At 69.9% G+C, this 12,850-nt stretch carries 10 protein-coding genes; 8 read left to right on the top strand and 2 right to left on the bottom strand.

Annotated elements, in window-relative coordinates:
- Window positions 1–12: 12 nt before the first annotated feature.
- Window positions 13–1,032, bottom strand: coding sequence for a sugar kinase (locus ASD78_RS09895; protein WP_056100796.1), 1,020 nt, complete (start codon window positions 1,030–1,032; stop codon window positions 13–15).
- 190 nt (window positions 1,033–1,222) lie between these two features.
- On the opposite strand from ASD78_RS09895, the gene ASD78_RS09900 reads away from it, so the two are divergent.
- The 4 genes from ASD78_RS09900 (at window position 1,223) to ASD78_RS09915 (ending at window position 7,529) form a co-directional block, all read left to right on the top strand.
- Window positions 1,223–4,045: a TonB-dependent receptor gene (locus tag ASD78_RS09900; RefSeq protein WP_056100799.1), complete on the top strand. Its 2,823-nt coding sequence runs from the start codon at window positions 1,223–1,225 to the stop codon at window positions 4,043–4,045.
- 234 nt (window positions 4,046–4,279) lie between these two features.
- Window positions 4,280–5,620 (top strand): hypothetical protein, encoded by a 1,341-nt coding sequence (locus ASD78_RS09905; protein WP_056100802.1) that lies wholly within the window; start codon window positions 4,280–4,282, stop codon window positions 5,618–5,620.
- Window positions 5,617–6,744, top strand: coding sequence for a pectinesterase family protein (locus tag ASD78_RS09910; protein ID WP_162250159.1), 1,128 nt, complete (start codon window positions 5,617–5,619; stop codon window positions 6,742–6,744). The genes ASD78_RS09905 and ASD78_RS09910 overlap by 4 nt, the downstream gene beginning before the upstream one ends.
- A 14-nt stretch (window positions 6,745–6,758) precedes the next feature.
- Window positions 6,759–7,529, top strand: a complete 771-nt coding sequence (locus ASD78_RS09915) for a rhamnogalacturonan acetylesterase (protein ID WP_056100804.1) — start codon at window positions 6,759–6,761, stop codon at window positions 7,527–7,529.
- A gap of 25 nt (window positions 7,530–7,554) precedes the next feature.
- On the opposite strand, the gene ASD78_RS09920 is transcribed toward ASD78_RS09915, so the two are convergent.
- Window positions 7,555–8,925: a pectate lyase gene (locus tag ASD78_RS09920; RefSeq protein ID WP_056100807.1), complete on the bottom strand. Its 1,371-nt coding sequence runs from the start codon at window positions 8,923–8,925 to the stop codon at window positions 7,555–7,557.
- A 105-nt stretch (window positions 8,926–9,030) separates the two neighbouring features.
- Between ASD78_RS09920 and ASD78_RS09925 the strand changes: the two genes are divergently transcribed.
- From ASD78_RS09925 to ASD78_RS09940, 4 genes are read left to right on the top strand one after another with little or no spacing between them, the layout of a single operon-like run.
- On the top strand, window positions 9,031–9,876 hold the full coding sequence (locus ASD78_RS09925; protein WP_055901881.1) for a hypothetical protein: 846 nt from the start codon (window positions 9,031–9,033) through the stop codon (window positions 9,874–9,876).
- Complete coding sequence (locus ASD78_RS09930) at window positions 9,873–10,865, top strand: TRAP transporter substrate-binding protein (RefSeq protein WP_056100809.1); 993 nt, start codon at window positions 9,873–9,875, stop codon at window positions 10,863–10,865. Before ASD78_RS09925 ends, ASD78_RS09930 begins: the two co-directional genes overlap by 4 nt.
- Window positions 10,866–10,890: 25 nt before the next feature.
- Window positions 10,891–11,424 carry a TRAP transporter small permease gene (locus ASD78_RS09935; protein ID WP_056100972.1) on the top strand — a complete coding sequence of 178 codons (534 nt, stop codon included), beginning with the start codon at window positions 10,891–10,893 and terminating at the stop codon, window positions 11,422–11,424.
- Window positions 11,424–12,704 (top strand): TRAP transporter large permease, encoded by a 1,281-nt coding sequence (locus ASD78_RS09940; protein WP_055901887.1) that lies wholly within the window; start codon window positions 11,424–11,426, stop codon window positions 12,702–12,704. Before ASD78_RS09935 ends, ASD78_RS09940 begins: the two co-directional genes overlap by 1 nt.
- Window positions 12,705–12,850 lie beyond the last annotated feature (146 nt).

The following is a 12,850-nucleotide window of genomic DNA, read 5'->3' on the forward strand; positions in this document are numbered from 1 at the left end:
GCGAGCGTCGCCTCAACGCCTGACGTGATAGCCGTCCTGAGCGACGAAGGCGGCGACTTCTTCGGCGTCCGACCAGCCGAAGTCGCCGGGCACGGCGTGCTTGAGACAGGCCGCGCCCCAACCGAACTGCAGGCTGTGCGCCTCGTCCATGCCCGAGATCAGCCCGTGCAGCACGCCGGCCGCGAACGCGTCGCCGCTGCCGATGCGGTCGACGATCGCGCTCAGTTCGCATACCGGCGTCTGCGCGGCGGCGCCGTCGCGATGCAGCGACAGCGCCGACAACGACTGACGGTCGACGCTGTGCTGCACGCGCACCGTGCTGGCCACGCGCTGCAGCTGCGGGAACGCGGCGAACGCGGCCCGCGCGGCGTCGGCGAAGCGCTGCTCGGCGCTCGCCGCATCGGTCTCGAAGCCGAGCACGACGGCGAAGTCGCGATGATCGGCGAAGATCAGTTCGGCCTGCGCCATCAGCTCGCGCAGGATCGCCGCGGCGTCGCCGCTCCAGGCCTGCCAGAGCTTGCTGCGGAAGTTGCCGTCGAAGCTCACCCGCACGCCGGCGCGGCGCGCGGCCTGGGCGGCGGCGATCGCGGCCTGGGCCGCGACCGGGCCCAGCGCCGGGGTCACGCCCGACAGATGCAGCCAGGCCGCGCCCTCCAGCAGGGCCGGCCAGTCGTAGGCATCGGCGCCGGCGCGGGCGAAGGCCGAGTCGGCGCGGTCGTAGAGCACGCTGCTGGGCCGATGGCCGGCGCCCGTCTCCAGGAAGTACAGGCCCATGCGACCCGGCGCGGGCTGCACGGCGCGGGTATCGACCCCATGCCGGCGCAGTTCGGCCACCGCCGCAGCGCCCAGGGCGTTATCGGCGACCCGGCCGACCACGGCCGCCTCGTGACCGTAGCGGGCCAGGGCCACGGCGACGTTGGCTTCGGCGCCGCCAACGTGGACCTGCAACGCCGGCGATTGCAGCAGGCGCTCATGCCCGGGGGCGCCCAAGCGCAGCAGCAGCTCCCCGAAACACACTATGCGTTGACTCATTCCACCTCTCCGCGCCGGCCCCGCCGGTCCCCTGAATACCCGATTGCGCACCGCAGCATGATGTTGGCCCGAGCTTTTGCTAGGGTTTTGACCAGCGGTGTCATTCGACCGCCCGAGACACCATAGCAAGCGCTGCAGGCTAGTCAACAAGCGCTATACAGCCGTCGGACCACTTTGGGAGGGGATCCAGATGCAATCGCAACGCGCGGCAAAAAAGACACCGGTTACCGTTCTTGCAGGCGCCATCGCCCTGGCCCTGCAAATGGCGCCGGCGGTGGGGTTCGCGCAGCAGAACACGGCGCCGGCCACAGCGGCGGCCGCCGAGCAGACCAGCGCGGACGCGGCGCCGGCCGCGTCCGAACCGGCCAAGGACCTGGAAACCGTCACCGTGACCGGCTTCCGCGGCAGCCTGGAACGCGCGCTGGACATCAAGCGCGGCGAGACCGGGGTGGTCGACGCCATCGTCGCCGAGGACATCGCCGACTTCCCCGATCTCAACCTGGCCGAATCGCTGCAGCGCATTCCCGGCGTGTCGATCGCCCGCGACGCCGGCGAAGGCCGGCAGATCTCGGTGCGCGGCCTGGGCCCGGACTTCACCCGCGTGCGCATCAACGGCATGGAGGCGCTGACCACCACCGGCGGCACCGACAGTTCCGGCGGCGCCAACCGCGGCCGCGGTTTCGACTTCAACGTGTTCGCCTCGGAACTGTTCAACAGCCTGAAGGTGCGCAAGACCGCGTCGGCCGAAGTCGAGGAAGGTTCGCTCGGCGCCACCGTCGACCTGCAGACCGCGCGCCCGTTCGACTACGACGGCTTCACCTTCGTCGCCGGCGGCCAGCTCGGCTACAACGATCTGTCCGGCGACACCGACCCGCGCGCTTCGGCCTTGATCAGCAACACCTGGGGCGACGGCCGCTTCGGCGCTCTGCTCTCGGTCGCCTACACCGACCGGCGCCTGGTCGAGGAAGGCCACAGCACGGTGCGCTGGGACAACGGCCCGAGCAGCGGCGGCTTCAGCGCGGCCTCGCCGTTTAGCGCAGCGCGCGGCGCCGGCGTGTTCCACCCGCGCATTCCGCGCTACGGCGTGCTCGAACACGACCAGCAGCGCCTGGGCGTGACCGGCGCGCTGCAATGGAAGGTCAGCGACCGCACCGACATCGGCCTGGATCTGCTGTACGCCAAGTTCGACGCCACCCGCACCGAGAACTTCATCGAGGCGGTGTCGTTCAGCCGCACCGGCACAGGCAAGCCGCAGACGGTGGTGCTGGACGGCCAGGTCGACGGCAACGGCAACCTGGTCTACGGCCGCTTCAACAACGTCGATGTGCGTTCGGAAGCGCGCTACGACGAACTCAGCACCAAGTTCACCCAGTTCAGTTTCTACGGCGACCACGAGCTCACCGACGACTTCAAGCTGCACGCCCAGGTCGGCCGCGCCAAGTCCGAGTTCGAAAACCCGATCCAGACCACGATCACGCTCGACCGCCAGAACGTGCAGGGCTACAGCTACGACTATCGCGGCAACGATCGCCTGCCGGTGATCGATAACGGCTTCGACGTCACCGATCCCAGCCAGTGGACCTTCGTCAACGGCATCTCCGAGATCCGCCTGCGCCCGCAGTTCGCCACCAATACCTACGACACCGCCCAACTCGATTTCGCCTGGGACCTGGCGCCGGCCTTCAAGCTCAAGGGCGGCGCGCAGTTCAAGGAATACACCTTCGAGAGCCGCGAGTTCCGGCGCGCGTCCGAGCTGGCGGTGCCCGGGCTGCCGGCCGGCACCAGCCTTGCCGACCTGACCTCGCTGATCGGCCTGGAGAACACCCGCACCGGCGCCGGCAACGATTCGGTCTGGCTGATTCCCGACATCGACGCCTTCAACCGCGTGTTCAATATCTACGGCAACACCGGCACCTTCACCGTCAGCGACAAGATCGCCGGCGTGCTGGGCAACAACCGCAGCGTCACCGAACGCGACCAGGGCTTCTACCTGCAGGGCGACTTCAACACCCAGCTCGGTTCGATCCCGATCAGCGGCAACATCGGCGTGCGCCAGGTCGACACCAAGCAGACCTCGACCGGCTACGCCATCGTCGGCGGCGTGCCGGTGCGAACCACGGTGCAGCGCACTTACGACGACACCCTGCCCTCGTTGAACCTGGTCGCCGACCTGACGCCGGATTTCCTGGTCCGCTTCGGCGCCGCCAAGGTGATGTCGCGTCCCGGCCTGGGCAACCTCACGCCCGGCGTCACCGTCAACGTCAGCGGCGGCGCGCGCACGGTCAACGGCGGCAATCCGCTGCTGGAACCGTTCCGCGCCAAGACCTACGACCTGAGCCTGGAGTGGTACTTCGCCGACGAGGCCCTGCTCGGCCTGGGCCTGTTCTACAAGGACATCAGCACCTTCGTGCAGACCTCGCGCGAAACCCGCCCGTACAACACCTCCGGCCTGCCCGACAGCCTGCTCGCCGGTACCGGCGCTTCGCCCACCGACGACTTCCAGTTCAACATTCCGGTCAACACGCCCGGCGGCAGCCTGCAGGGTTTCGAACTGAGCTACCAGCAGCCCTTCACCTTCCTGCCGGAAGGCTTCTGGCAGGACTTCGGCGTGCAGCTCAACTACACCTACGTCGAATCGAAGATCCAGTACGTGACTTCGACCGGAGCGTCCTCGCTGCGGACCGACCTGACCGGCCTGTCCAAGAACGCCTACAACGCCACGCTCTACTACGAAGGCGAGCGCTTCGGCGCGCGCGTCTCGGCGGCCTACCGCGACGACTACCTGACCACGGTGCCGGGCCGCAACAACAACGACGTCGAAGGCACCAAGGCCACCACCACCATCGACATGTCGGCTTCGTGGAAGCTCAACGACCGCATCGAGCTGACCCTGGAAGGGCTGAACCTCACCGACGAGTACAACGACCAGTGGGTGGATTCGCTGGGCGACCGTGCCTCGGTCTACCACCACACCGGCCGCCAGTACTTCCTCGGCATCCGCTACAAGCTGTGATCGCGCATTGACGATCGTGCCGGCCGCGCGCGGATGCGACGCGGCCGGCTTCGGCGGTTTCGCATCCGCGCCGGCCGAACCTCCGGCGCTGCAGGCAGTACGGGTCACCGCAACAGTCCCGACGAATCCAGACAGCGCAGGCATCGCCCGGCGATCCGATCGCAACGTAGCCGCCCACGCGCGCCTTCCGTGTTCGTCGTCCATCGACTGCACCACGACAAGGAGCTTTCCGCAATGAACGCCGCGAAAATCGTCCTGTGCGCCGGCATCGCGCTGGCAATGCTGTCCACGGCCGCGCAGGCCGGCCATGCCCGCGACATCGACCGCGAGACCTTGCCCGCCAACGACGGCTGGGCCTCGCTGGCCACCGCCGCGCTGCCGCAGGGCACCACCGGCGGTTCGGCCGCCGCCGAGGACCGCGTGCACGAGGTGCACGACCGCAACGAACTGGTCGCCGCGCTCGCGTTTCCGGACCCGACTCCGAAAATCGTCCGCATCGTCGGCACCATCGACGCCAATGTCGACGCCGGCGGACAGCCGTTGAGCTGCGCCGACTACGCGCGCCCCGATCCGCAGACCGCGACCCCGTACACGCTCGAGGCCTTCCTGGCCGCCTACGATCCGGCGACCTGGGGACGCGTCAATCCCAGCGGCCCGCTCGAGCGCGCGCGCCTGGCCTCGGTCGCCGCGCAGCAGGCGCGCGTGCGGATCCGGATTCCGGCCAACACCACGCTCGTCGGCGTCGGCCGCGACGCGCGCGTGCGCGGCGCCTGGTTCGACATACGTCCCGGCAGCACCAGCGGCAACCAGCCGATGAACGTGATCGTGCGCAATCTGCGTTTCGAAGACACCTACGACTGCTTCCCGCAGTGGTCGCCGACCGACGGCGCCACCGGCAACTGGAACTCTCAGTACGACGCGATCTCGGTGCGCAACGCCACCCATGTCTGGATCGACCACAACGAGTTCAAGGACGCGGCGACCGACGACGCGACCCTGCCGAGCTACTTCGGCCGGCTCTACCAGATCCACGACGGCCTGGTCGACGTGACCAACGAATCGGATCTGGTGACGGTTTCATGGAACCGATTCAGCGAACACGACAAGGCGATGCTGGTGGGGTCTTCTGACAGCGCGGTCGCCGATCGCGGCAAGCTGCGGCTGACCCTGCACCACAATCATTTCCACAACCTCGGCCAGCGCGTGCCGCGCGTGCGTTACGGACAGGTGCACGTCTACAACAATCTCTACAGCGCCGATCGCGCCGGAGCCGAGCGTTACGCCTACAGTTGGGGCGCCGGCATCGAGTCGCAGATATTCGCGCAGAACAACCATTTCCTGACCGATCGCGCCCTGACGCCGGAACTGTTCATCCAGCGCCTCAACGGCACGCGCCTGCAGGCCGCCGGCACCTTGCACAACGGCCGCGCGGTCGACCCGGTCGCCGCGTTCAATGCCGCCAACGGCGACAGCCTGAGCGGCACGGTGGAATGGACGCCGACGCTGTACCGCCGGATCGATCCGACCTGGCTGGTGCCGATCCCGGTGCTGATCGGCGCGGGTCCGTCGCGGTGATCGACGGCGCCACGCGCAGCCGGCGCCGCTTCCTGCAGGCGGCGCTGGCGTCCGCCGCCCTCGCCGCCAGCGCGCGCGCCGCGGACTCCCGGGCCGGCGCCGGCTTCGACGCCGTGGTCGCAAGCGGCGCCGGCTGTGGCGACGCGCCGGCGTTCGGATCGGTGCAGGCCGCGATCGATGCGGCGCCGCGCGATGGCCGGCGCCCGTACCGGATCCGGATCGGGCGCGGCGTATGGCGCGAGAAGCTGCTGATCGACAAGCCCAACATCCATCTGATCGGCGAGGACCGCGCCGGCAGCGTGCTCAGCTACGACGCCGCGGCCGGCATGGCGCGGCCCGACGGCGAAGCCTGGGGCACCTGGGGCTGCGCCAGCGTGATCGTGCGCGCGCCGGACTTCCGCGCCGAACGCCTGCGCATCGAGAACGCGTTCGACTACGTCGGCAACCTCAGCGCGCCGCGCTTCGAGCCGATCGGCCCCAACGGCGCGCAGGCGGTGGCGCTGATGCTGGACCGCGGCGCCGAGCGCAGCGTGCTGCACGAAGTCGATCTGCACGGGCACCAGGACACCTTGTTCGCCGACGCCGGCCGCAGCCTGTTCCGGCGTTGCCGCATCGCCGGCAGCGTCGATTTCGTGTTCGGCGGCGGCAATGCGCTGTTCGAGGATTGCGAACTGCATTCGCGCTACCGGCCGGGCAAGGAACGCCAGGGCTACGTGGCGGTGCCGTGCACGCCCAGCGCGCAAGCCTACGGGCTCAGCTTCCTGCGCTGCCGCCTCACTCGCGACGCCGAGGTGCCCGACGCCAGCGTCGCGCTCGGACGCGCCTGGCGGCCCGGGCGCACGTTCGCCGACGGCAAGTACGGCGATCCCGACGCGGTCGGCGCGGCGGTGTATCTGTCGTGCTGGATGGACGCGCACATCGACCCGCGCGGCTGGGACGCGATGGGCTACACGGCGCGCGACGGCAGCCGCACCATGCTGGCGCCGGAAGCGGGGCGCCTGTACGAACACGACAGCCGCGGCCCCGGCGCGGCGCGCACGCCCGGCCGGCGCCGGCTCGACCGCGCCGCGGTCGCGCGCCATCGCCGCGATCTGGTGCTCGGTGGCTGGCAACCCGAACTTTGACCGCGAGGATACGTATGCGTCGCTGGCCTTACCTGCTGTTGCTGTGCCTGAGCCTGGCGACGGCGGCGAGCTTCGCCGGCGAACGCGCGCCGGCCGTCGCGATCCACCTCGCCGGCGATTCGACCATGGCCGAGAAACTCGCCGAGAAGCGCCCGGAAACCGGCTGGGGCGAGCACCTGGCCGCGCGCTTCCGGCCCGGCACGGTGCGCGTGGTCAATCATGCGAAGAACGGCCGCAGTACCCGCAGCTTCATCGAAGAAAGCCGCTGGCAGGCGCTGCTGGACGGCCTGCACGCCGGCGACTGGGTGCTGATCCAGTTCGGCCACAACGACCAATCGGTCGAGAAGCCCGACCGTTACACGCCGCTGGCCGACTACGAACGCAACCTCGCAGGTTTCGTCGCCGATGTGCGCGCACGCGGCGCCACGCCGATCCTGCTGACGCCGATATCGCGACGCCGCTTCGACGAGGAGGGCCGAGTCCAGGACAGCCACGGCGAGTATCCGGGCCGGGTGCGGGCGCTGGCGGCGCGCGAGCATGTGGCCCTGATCGATCTGGAGCGCCGCAGCCAGGCGCTGCTGCAGGAAGCCGGCGTCGATGGCTCGCGGCGGCTGTTCCTGCAACTGGCGCCGGGCGAGCATCCGAACTATCCGAACGGGGTGACCGACAACACCCACTTCTCGCCGGCCGGCGCGCGCCGGATCGCGATCGAATTCGCCTCCGCCCTGCGCGGCTCGGACCTGGCGCTGGCGAAACTGCTGCGCGACGACGACGCGGCGCGCTGAGCGGCGCGCCGGCGTCGCACGCAACTCACTTCAGCGGCGCACGCCGCGGCAGCGGCTTCAGCGGTTCCATGGTCGCCAGGTCCCAATCCTCCGGCACGAATGCCTGCTGGGTCGGTGCCTGCTTGGGATAGCCGCCGACTTCGCTTTCGCTGTCGATGATCTTGCCGCGGCCCTCGATGGTGTCGGCGAGGATGCGGCGGTCGATATCGTCGCGGTCCCAGGGCCGCGCGCCGGCTTGCGCGACCACCGCGTCCTGGACCTGCGCGGACGGCAGCAACGTCACCCCGAACGGCAACGGCGGCGCCTGGGCGCTTTCGATCACCCGCACCGGCGCGGTGGTGTAGCGGGCCTGCTGCGGCAGCGGCCGGCCGAGGCGGTCGACGACGAGGTTGTCTTCGGCGTAGAGCTCGATGTCCCCTGAACCGCCGACCATGAAGAACGCCAGTTCCTGCGTCGACGGCCCGGCGCGCATCACGTTGCCGCGCGCGACCATCTGGCCGGTCGAATACGGATGGCCCAGCCATTCCTCCGCGATCAGGTTGTAGTGCACGGCGCGCTGGCCGGGGTCGTAGATCAGGTTGTTGATGACCTGGCCGCGCGCGCCGCCCTTGAACAGCGGGTTGCGTTCGTAGTTGTGCGCGTAGAGGTTGCCGACGATCAGCACCTCGTTGACGTGGTCGTGGATCAGCGAGCCCTTGGAGTGCTCGCCCTTGGCGTGGGTGGCATTGGCCAGGCCCTCGGCGATCAGGTTGTGGCTGAAGGTGATCCGGCGCGAGGCGTTCTCCATCCAGTCCTTTTCGCTCTCGCCGAAGAAGCGCGTGCTCGAGGCCGACAGGTTCTCGTCGGTGGCCCAGGTCAGCGAGCAGTGATCGACGATCACGTCGCGGGCGCCGCGCACGGTGGTGATGGCGTCGAAATCCAGGCCAGCCCTCTTGCCCGCGCCGGCTTCGCCGGGACGCACGCGGATATGCCGCACGACCACGTCGTGGGTCGCGACGATCAGGCCGCCGCGGATGAAGGTGACGCCCGGCTGTGGAGCGGTCTGGCCGGCGACGGTGAGGTAGGGTTCGGTGATGCGGACTTCCTGGCGATCCAGGTCGATCACGCCGCCGACTTCGAATACGACGATGCGCGGGCCCTTGGCCGCGACCGCCTCGGCGAACGAGCCCGGCCCCGACGCGGCCAGCGTGGTCACGCGCAGGATGCGGCCGCCGCGCCCGCCGGGCGTGTGCGCGGCCCAGCCCTGGGCGCCCGGGAACGCCGGCACGGGCGTGTCGGCGGCGATTGCCGGTGCCAGCGCGGCCAGGCCCAGCAGCGCGCCGGCCAGCCAGCGCAGCCTGCGTCCGCGACCACCGGCGCCCGTCCCACCACGTTTTTGCCCCTGCAACTGGATCATCGATCTGTCCCCTCCGGCGCCCGAGTGTAGGCCCGGATTGTCAATGACACCGGTTTCCTATACAACACTTCCGACGAGGAAACGCTGCAGGGGATCCGATCCGGCATGGATACATCGACCATCGAAGATGGCGGCGAAGACAGCGCGATCGCGCGGCGCCTGGTCGCGGCGCGCCGCGCCGCGCAGGCGCTGCCGGACTATCCGGGCACGCTGCCGCGCACCCTGGACGAGGGCTATGCCGTGCAGGACCGGGCGATCGCGCTGTGGGGACAACCGATCGCGGGCTGGAAGGTCGGCCGCATCCCGGACGCCTGGGAGCGCCGGCTGGGCGAGGAGCGTCTGGTCGGGCCGATCTTCGCCGACGCGGTGCAACTGGCAACCGGTGGACATCCTGGCCGGTTCGCGGCCATCGGCGGCGGTTTCGCCGCGGTCGAGGCCGAGTTCGTGTTTCGGCTCGGCGCCGACGCCCCGCCCGAGCGCACCGAGTACAGCCACGAAGACGCCGCCGCCCTGGTCGACGTCCTGGCGATCGGGATCGAGCTGGCCGGCAGCCCCTTGCCGGACATCAACCTGCTCGGCCCGCCGATCGTGGTCTCGGACTTCGGCAACAACGCCGGCCTGATCGTCGGCCCCGAGATTCCGGGCTGGCGCGACCTCGCCGACGCCGAGCTGCGCTGCGAAACCTTCATCGACGGGCGCTCGGTCGGCCACGGCGGCGCCGGATCGATCGCCGGCGGCCTGCTCGCGGCGCTGGCCTTCGCCCTGTCGCGCTGCGCGCAGCGCGGCTATCCGCTCAAGGCCGGCATGTGGGTGACCACCGGCGCGGCCACCGGCATCCACGACATCCTGGCCGGACAAAGCGCGATGATCTCGTTCGGCCGCTGGGGCCGCCTGCACTGCGAAACGGTGCGCGCCGCCAGCGTGGATCCGCAACCGGAGAACGCCGCATGACCAGTCGCCGCGACGCGATCCGGGGCCTGGGCGCCGCCTGCGCGCTCGCCGCGGCGCCGGCCGCTCTGCGCGCCGACGACGGCAGCCGCCTGCTCACCGCCACCGACGTGCACGTCAAGGACTACCCGACCGTGGCCGCGGTGCAATGGATCGGCCGCGAGATCGAACGCGCCAGCGGCGGCCGCCTGCGCCTGCGCCTGTACCACTCCGGCCAGCTCGGTCGCGAGTCCGAAGCCATCGACATGGCGCGCTTCGGTGCCATCGACATCACCCGCGTCTACAGCGGCGCGCTCAACAACGCGTTCCCGCTGACCCAGGCGCTGTCGCTGCCGTATGTGTTCGACTCGGTCGCGCATCTGCGCCGCGCGCTGGACGGCGAAGTCGGCGCGGCGGTGCTGCGCGATTTCGACCGCCGCGAACTGGTCGGCCTGGCGATCTACGACTGCGGCGCGCGCTGCTTCTACAACGTACGCCGGCCGATCCGCGGCCCGGCCGACATGCACGGCCTCAAGTTCAGGGTGCCGGCCTCGGACATCTTCATGCGCATGATCCGGCTGCTGGGCGGCAACCCGACCCCGCTGGCCTACGGCGAAGTGTTTTCGGCGCTGCAGACGCATCTGATCGACGGCGCCGAGAACAACCTGCGCAGCTACCACTCCAGCCGCCAGTTCGAAGCCGCGCGGTTCTGGTCGCAGACCGAACATTCCTACGCGCCGGACGTGCTGCTGATGTCGCGGCGCAGTTTCGAGGCGCTGCGCCCGGACGACCGCGAACTGCTGCGCGATGCCGCGCGGCGCTCGGTCGCGGTGATGCGCAGGCTGTGGGACGAGTCCGAAGCGCTGGCGCGCGCGGCCGTGATCGAAGGCGGCGTACGCATCAACGACTGCGACCTGCCGGCGTTCCGCGCCGCGGTGCAGCCGCTGCTGGACGAGTACCACCGCGACCCGGCGATCGAAACCCTGTACCGCCGCATCCGTTCCCTGGCCTGAGGCAGATCCCTTGGCAGACGCTCCCATCGCCCTCGCTCCGGACAGCGCCCTCGAACACGACGAGGCCGCGCCGAACGGCCCGTTCGACCGCCTCGCCGGCTTCGCGGTCGCGGTCGCCGGCACCGCCCTGGTCGGCATGGTCGCCGTGCAGGCGCTGCAGGTGTTCGCCCGCTACGTGCTCAACGATTCGCCCGGCTGGACCGAGCCGGTGGCCTTGCTGCTGCTCAACACCGCGATGAGCTTCGGCGCCGCCGCGGGCGTGCACCGCGGCTCGCATTTCGGCTTCTTCATCCTGGTCCACCGCTCGCCGCCGCGCCTGCGGCGCTGGCTGCTGGCGTTCTCCCACCTGGTGATCGCCAGCATCGGTGCGGTGTTGGCGGTGTGGGGCGGCGAGCTGCTGCTGGACGGGCTGAACGTGCCGATGGCCGGCGCGCCGCTGCCGCAGAGCGCGATCTATGCGCCGATGGCGCTGGGCGGCGCGCTGATGGCGGTATTCGCGCTGCAACGCCTGGTCGCGGCCCTGACCGCGCCGCTCACCGATCGTCCCCGGAGCGAATGATGGAAGTCGCGATCCTGTTCGGCGTGTTCGCCGTGATGCTCATCGTCGGCGTGCCGGTCGCCTACGCGCTGTCTTCGGCGGCGCTGGCGACCCTGATCTACATCGGCCTGCCGCCGATCGTGGTGGTGCAGCAGACCGCGGCCGGCGCCGGCTCGGCCTCGCTGATCGCGATTCCGTTGTTCATCTTCGCCGGCGAGATCATGCTGCGCGGCGGCATCTCCGAACGCCTGATCGGCCTGGCCTCGGCCCTGGTCGGGCACCTGCGCGGCGGCCTCGGCCAGGTCAGCGTGCTGTCCTCGCTGTTCTTCGGCGGCGTGTCGGGCTCGGCCATCGCCGACGTCTCGGCGATCGGCGGCGCGATGATCCCGCAGATGGTCAAGCGCGGTTTCGATCGCGACTTCGCGGTCAATGTGACCATGACCGCGTCGATGGTCGCGCTGCTGGTGCCGCCCTCGCATAACCTGATCCTGTATTCGGCCTCGGCCGGCGGCAGCATCTCGATCGCCGATCTGTTCGCCGCCGGCATCATCCCAGCGCTGTTGATGACGGTGACCCTGATGGCGACCTGCTGGGTGATCGCGCGCCGCCGCGGTTACGCGGTCGAGGCCTTCCCCGGCTTGGGCATCGTGGTTCGCCGTTTCGTCGCCGCGCTGCCGGGCCTGATGCTGGTCGCGCTGATCTTCGTCGGCATCCGCGCCGGCATCTTCACCGCGGTCGAAAGCGCGGCCATCGCCGTGGTCTACGCGCTGCTGGTGACCGCGCTGGTCTACCGCAACCTGCGCTGGCGCGATTTCCTCGAAACCGTCGCCGGCGCCGCACGCACCACCGGCATGATCCTGTTCGTGATCGCCTCGGCGGCCTCGTTCGGCTGGCTACTGGCCTACCTGCAGGTGCCGACGGCCGCGGTCGACGCGCTGACCTCGCTGACCACCGACAAGAACCTGCTGCTGTTGCTGATGATCCTGATCCTGCTGGTGCTGGGCACCTTCATGGACCTGGCGCCGATGATCATCATCTGCACGCCGATCTTCCTGCCGCTGGCCAAGGCGATCGGGGTCGACCCGATCCACTTCGGCGTGATCCTGGTCCTCAAGGGCGGCATCAGCCTGATCTCGCCGCCGCTGGGTTCGGTGCTGTTCGTGGGCACCGCGATCGGCAAGATCAGCATGGGCGAGACCCTGCGCACGATCTGGCCGTTCTGGCTGGCCGCGCTGGCGGTGCTGCTGGTGGTCACTTTCGTCCCGCAACTGTCGCTGTGGCTGCCGGCGCTGCTGAAGTAAGCTGACGATGTCCACCGGGGACATGCCCGGCTAGAATCGAACCAGCACCGGTCCCTGGACCGGACCGTTCCCCGCCTTCGAGCCGCCATGAATCCAGCCCCTCCGCGCGGCTCGCGCCGCGGTCCGCGCAGCGCCCGTCCCGCCGA

Origin of the sequence: Lysobacter sp. Root667 (genome assembly GCF_001427715.1) — a bacterium.
GTDB lineage: Bacteria > Pseudomonadota > Gammaproteobacteria > Xanthomonadales > Xanthomonadaceae > Lysobacter.

Bases quoted from the DNA above. Each gene is read 5' to 3' on its own strand.
- ASD78_RS09895 (WP_056100796.1), bottom strand. From the start codon at position 1,032: ATGAGTCAACGCATAGTGTGTTTCGGGGAGCTGCTGCTGCGCTTGGGC.
- ASD78_RS09900 (WP_056100799.1), top strand. From the start codon at position 1,223: ATGCAATCGCAACGCGCGGCAAAAAAGACACCGGTTACCGTTCTTGCA.
- ASD78_RS09905 (WP_056100802.1), top strand. From the start codon at position 4,280: ATGAACGCCGCGAAAATCGTCCTGTGCGCCGGCATCGCGCTGGCAATG.
- ASD78_RS09915 (WP_056100804.1), top strand. From the start codon at position 6,759: ATGCGTCGCTGGCCTTACCTGCTGTTGCTGTGCCTGAGCCTGGCGACG.
- ASD78_RS09920 (WP_056100807.1), bottom strand. From the start codon at position 8,925: ATGATCCAGTTGCAGGGGCAAAAACGTGGTGGGACGGGCGCCGGTGGT.
- ASD78_RS09925 (WP_055901881.1), top strand. From the start codon at position 9,031: ATGGATACATCGACCATCGAAGATGGCGGCGAAGACAGCGCGATCGCG.
- ASD78_RS09930 (WP_056100809.1), top strand. From the start codon at position 9,873: ATGACCAGTCGCCGCGACGCGATCCGGGGCCTGGGCGCCGCCTGCGCG.
- ASD78_RS09940 (WP_055901887.1), top strand. From the start codon at position 11,424: ATGGAAGTCGCGATCCTGTTCGGCGTGTTCGCCGTGATGCTCATCGTC.